We start from the raw sequence: 4,214 nt of genomic DNA on the forward strand, positions 1-4,214 counted from the left end.
CTGCAATTGCTGTTCCAGTAAGGGCCGAGAAGAAAATACTCGCTAGAACAACTACCATCGCCAAACCACCCGGTAAAGGACCAACAAGTGTTTTCGAGAAATTAATAAGTCGTTTTGATATTCCGCCTTTGGTCATAATTTCTCCTGCTAAAATAAAGAGAGGTACGGCTACAAGCGTAAAATTATCTATTCCGCTAAATACTTTTCTCGGAACATTTGTTAACAAGCCTGGATCTACAATTACGATTCCGAAAATTGATACGAACATTAATGCAAAAGCGATTGGTATTCTTAACAAGATTAGTAGAAACAACAGGACAACTAACCAAATCATGAAAACACCTTCTTAATATGATAATAGAACATGAAAAAAGCACTAAAAGGAATAGCAAGGTAAACATACGCTTTTTTTAAAGGAAGAATGCCGAGAATTTGGCCAGATTCAAAGTTATCCATTACTAAAAGATATCCAAAATACATCAACAAAATAATTACAATACCGACGATAATAAATTCAAGAATGTTTAATATTTTTGAGAACCATTCTGGAGCATTCTCAAGAACATCTACAGCAAGGTGTTCTCTGTTTTTAATGGCAAGGGCCGCTCCAAACAACACACTGTATACAAAACTAATCATTAATACTTCCTGTGACCAACTAAGCGGCTGTTGAAGCACATAACGAAATAAAACTTGCAGAAAAGTTACAATCACTGCTACTGATAAACATATAGTAATAATGACTTCCAACAGCTTGCCAAGAAAGGTATCGATTTTGCTGAAAACCATACGGCTTCCTCCTTCCATGAATGAATAATTCCGGGAAAGAATCCCGGAATTTAAATGTTATTTTTTGATTCGATTAATCAGGTCTTCAGGAACTTCAGAACTTACTGCATCTTTAACGTTTTTAGTAGCTTCACGGAAAGCATCGCGATCTGGTTCTGTAATTTTTACACCATTTTCTTCAAGCTTATCTATTATCGCTTGTTCTTTTTCTTGAAGCGTTTCACGGTGATATTCAGTCGTTTCATCAACTGCTTTTTGAACTGCTTTTTGTTGTTCTTTAGTAAGTTTATCCCACGCATTGTTACTCATTACAACAATTGCAGGCGAGTAATTGTGAGCAGTCAGCGCAACATATTTTTGAACTTCATAGAATTTCATAGAGTCAATAGTAGGAAGGGGGTTTTCCTGTCCATCTACTACCCCCTGGTCAAGTGCTGAATACAATTCATTAAAAGCAACAGGTGTAGGACTGGCTCCAAGAGCTTTCATGTGTGCTTCCCAAACAGGAGCTGGTTGAACGCGAATTTTCAATCCTTTCATATCTTCTGGTTTTGTAATTTCTCTCTTATTGTTTGTTAAATGTCTGAATCCTACTTCCCAGTAACCAAGACCTTTCATATTATGTTCATCAACTAGTCCCTGTAAGTCTTTCCCGACTTCTCCATCTAGTGTGCTATAGACATGTTCACGATCTTCAAACAAATAAGGGATTCCAAATACATTCATTTCAGGAACAGTGTTTGCAAAAGAACTGTCAGCAGAAACAGTCGTCATATCAACAGATCCATCCATAACTTGCTCGATTACATCTGCTTCACTTCCCAGAGTTGCATTTCCATGGATTTCAATTTTGACGGAACCATCTGTCTTTTCCTCTACTATTTCCTTAAATTTCTTAGCAGCAATATTATATTGATGTGAATCAGAGCCTGAATGGGCCAGCTTTAATGTGACGGAATCCTCAGAGCCTTCTGAATCACCACTAGTGTTAGAGCTTGAACATGCTGTTCCCACTACAAGTAACAGTGCAATCATAATGAATAGAAAAATGTTCTTGAGTTTCATTATTTATCCCCCTTATAAATTTGTTTTATATAAATGAGGCACCCTGCTTGTAAAAATAGGCACATCATTTCTAACCTGCTTTACTTTCTCAAGGTCAAGAGATATCATTAACGTTTCCTCTTTGTTAACGGATCCTTCTAAAAGAATATCTCCCCACGGATCTATAGCCATTGAAGTACCAGCAAATTCCACGTCGTCATAGGTTCCGATCCGATTACAGGATAGAACATACATCTGGTTCTCAATCGCCCTGGCTAACTGAAGATTTCTCCAGTGTGAACGCCGTGCTAACGGCCATTCCGCTACTATATGTAATATTTGTGCACCTTCCAGGGCAAGAGAACGAATAAGTTCCGGAAATCGCAAATCGTAACAAATAATCAGTCCCATTTTTATTCCGTCTAGCTCGAACACCTCTGCAGGTTTTTTACCTCCTGTTAAATAGGTATGTTCATTTAACATCGGCACTAGATGTGCTTTGTCGTATTGATAAACAGTTGTTCCATTGCGATTCACTACGAAAGAGGAATTATAAATATCATCGTTTACTTTATTTGCTATTGAACCGCCGATGATATTAATTTTATATTTAGCTGCCAATTCTTCCAAAAAGCTTTTGGTAGGTTCTGCATTTTGATCGGCCAAATCTTCAAGGTCTGCAAGAGTATAGGCTGTTGTCCACATTTCAGGCAGAACAATCGTATCAGGGTTGTTATTTTCTACCTCTTTTTCAACCCATGCTTTGACTTTTTCCCTGTTTTTATCTGATTCACCCGGAAAAATATCCATTTGATATAAGGAAAATTTCATATTATTCACCCCTATCCTATTTTTACGATTTCATATTCTGAGACTATTTTGTCCTCCAAAACTGGGTCAGTAAATGTCATTCTAAACTTTTCTCCATATTTAAAACCATCAAGTAATGGAACCGTTCCTGAAAATACAATGCTATTTGTAAAAGAAACTTTTTTACGGGATAAATAGTCTTTTATTTCTTGCAGTGGAATAATCGCTTCAATCGTATCTTGTTGGTAATCTTCCCACTTCCCATTCACATAAATTCGAGAAGATAGTTCCAACTTGTCCCAGTGGCCTACAATTCTATCAAGTTTCCATGCTTTCTTTGCAAACGGCTTATCACATACTTGTTTTGATTTATTAATATCAATCGTTTCAAGCGAACGGTCTGTATGATCACTGCCAACCGTTACATAGATCTCTTCAGGTTTATTCCCAAAAATCAATACAATCTCTGCCTCACCACTCGTTTGGTTCCCTAAAACTTCAAGTGTTCCGTTTTGTGTCAGGCTGCTTTGTCTCACCGGGTAAAGAGATGGAATTTCTTCCGGCTCAGGTACTCCAATTCCAGCTAATTCCTTAACATGTAAAAAGGTTTTCTCTTTATTTCTGCCTGTGTAACCGATACAGTAAGCTGCGTTGAGTTGTAGGCTTTCTTTATGCCCATCCACTTCAATTTGGTGAAACCTTAAGTTTGTTTGCGTTTGTGTCATTTCTTTTGCCCTCCTATGTTATCGCTTACATTAATCCTGAAAGAAAAAACTATTGTTTTTCAACAGCCTTAACAGTTTCTCTTGTTTTTTGCAAGTGTTTATTCATTAATTCTAAAGCCTTCTCACTATCCTTAGCTTCCAATGCGTTAAGAATGTCATTATGCTCCTTAATAACCTCTTCCATTCTTCCTTCTTTCATTAATGCCTGGTGCCCAATAAGTCTTGCTAAGTTATACAACTCTAATAGGATTTGTTCTAAAAGATTTTGATCTGCAAACTCAAGAATCTTTCTATGAAAGAGTTGGTCCAACTCTATATATTGAACTCGGTCATTTTCTTTCATGGCCATTTCCTGACTGGAAATGATTCCTCTTAACAAATCGATTTGTTCTTCCTTCACAGAACCAACCAGTTTGCGGAGCCCTTCTGTTTCAATAGAAACTCTTAAAAAGATAATTTGTTCTTTTTCGTTCTCAGTAATCCTACGCACCTTAAAGCCTTTTCTCGGGATATGAACCAATAGTCCATCTTTTGTTAGATCGGCAACTGCTTCTCTAACTGGTGTCCTAGATGTCTCTAGCTTGTCTGCAAGGAGCGTCTCAGTTAGTACTTCATCTTTGCCAATCGTTCCATTTAAAACAGCTTTTTTAACCTGTTCATATACAATTTCTTTTGTAGTTTTTTTCTTTTGTACAGGTTTCAAATTAAACTTGTCCATGATAAAACCTCACATATGTTTAATGTATACATTATACACTATACAGTATAATATTCAGAAATGTCAATAATTAATAAAATTAAAATAAAACAGCTGTATTATATCACTGCCATTTTCTAAAAATCTGT

6 protein-coding genes are annotated in these 4,214 nt (G+C 36.5%); all 6 read right to left on the reverse strand.

The annotated features are described in order from the left end of the window. Positions 1-334: TRAP transporter large permease subunit (locus tag HP456_RS20515; protein ID WP_172254577.1), on the reverse strand; the 334-nt coding region annotated here is incomplete at its 3' end. Continuing rightward, positions 331-789, reverse strand: a complete 459-nt coding sequence (locus HP456_RS20520; protein ID WP_172254579.1) for a TRAP transporter small permease — start codon at positions 787-789, stop codon at positions 331-333. The genes HP456_RS20515 and HP456_RS20520, both read right to left, overlap by 4 nt. A gap of 57 nt (positions 790-846) precedes the next feature. Continuing rightward, entirely contained in the window at positions 847-1,854 is a 1,008-nt protein-coding gene (locus tag HP456_RS20525; RefSeq protein ID WP_172254581.1) for a TRAP transporter substrate-binding protein, read from the reverse strand. Between the two features lie 12 nt (positions 1,855-1,866). Beyond that, complete coding sequence (locus HP456_RS20530) at positions 1,867-2,664, reverse strand: carbon-nitrogen family hydrolase (protein WP_172254583.1); 798 nt, start codon at positions 2,662-2,664, stop codon at positions 1,867-1,869. An 11-nt stretch (positions 2,665-2,675) separates the two neighbouring features. Beyond that, positions 2,676-3,368 carry a DUF2848 family protein gene (locus HP456_RS20535; protein ID WP_172254585.1) on the reverse strand — a complete coding sequence of 231 codons (693 nt, stop codon included), beginning with the start codon at positions 3,366-3,368 and terminating at the stop codon, positions 2,676-2,678. A 49-nt stretch (positions 3,369-3,417) separates the two neighbouring features. Continuing rightward, on the reverse strand, positions 3,418-4,086 hold the full coding sequence (locus HP456_RS20540; RefSeq protein ID WP_172254587.1) for a GntR family transcriptional regulator: 669 nt from the start codon (positions 4,084-4,086) through the stop codon (positions 3,418-3,420). Positions 4,087-4,214: the final 128 nt, after the last annotated feature.

The organism is Bacillus haikouensis (assembly GCF_013179555.1).
Taxonomy (GTDB): Bacteria; Bacillota; Bacilli; order Bacillales; family Bacillaceae_B; genus Rossellomorea; species Rossellomorea haikouensis_A.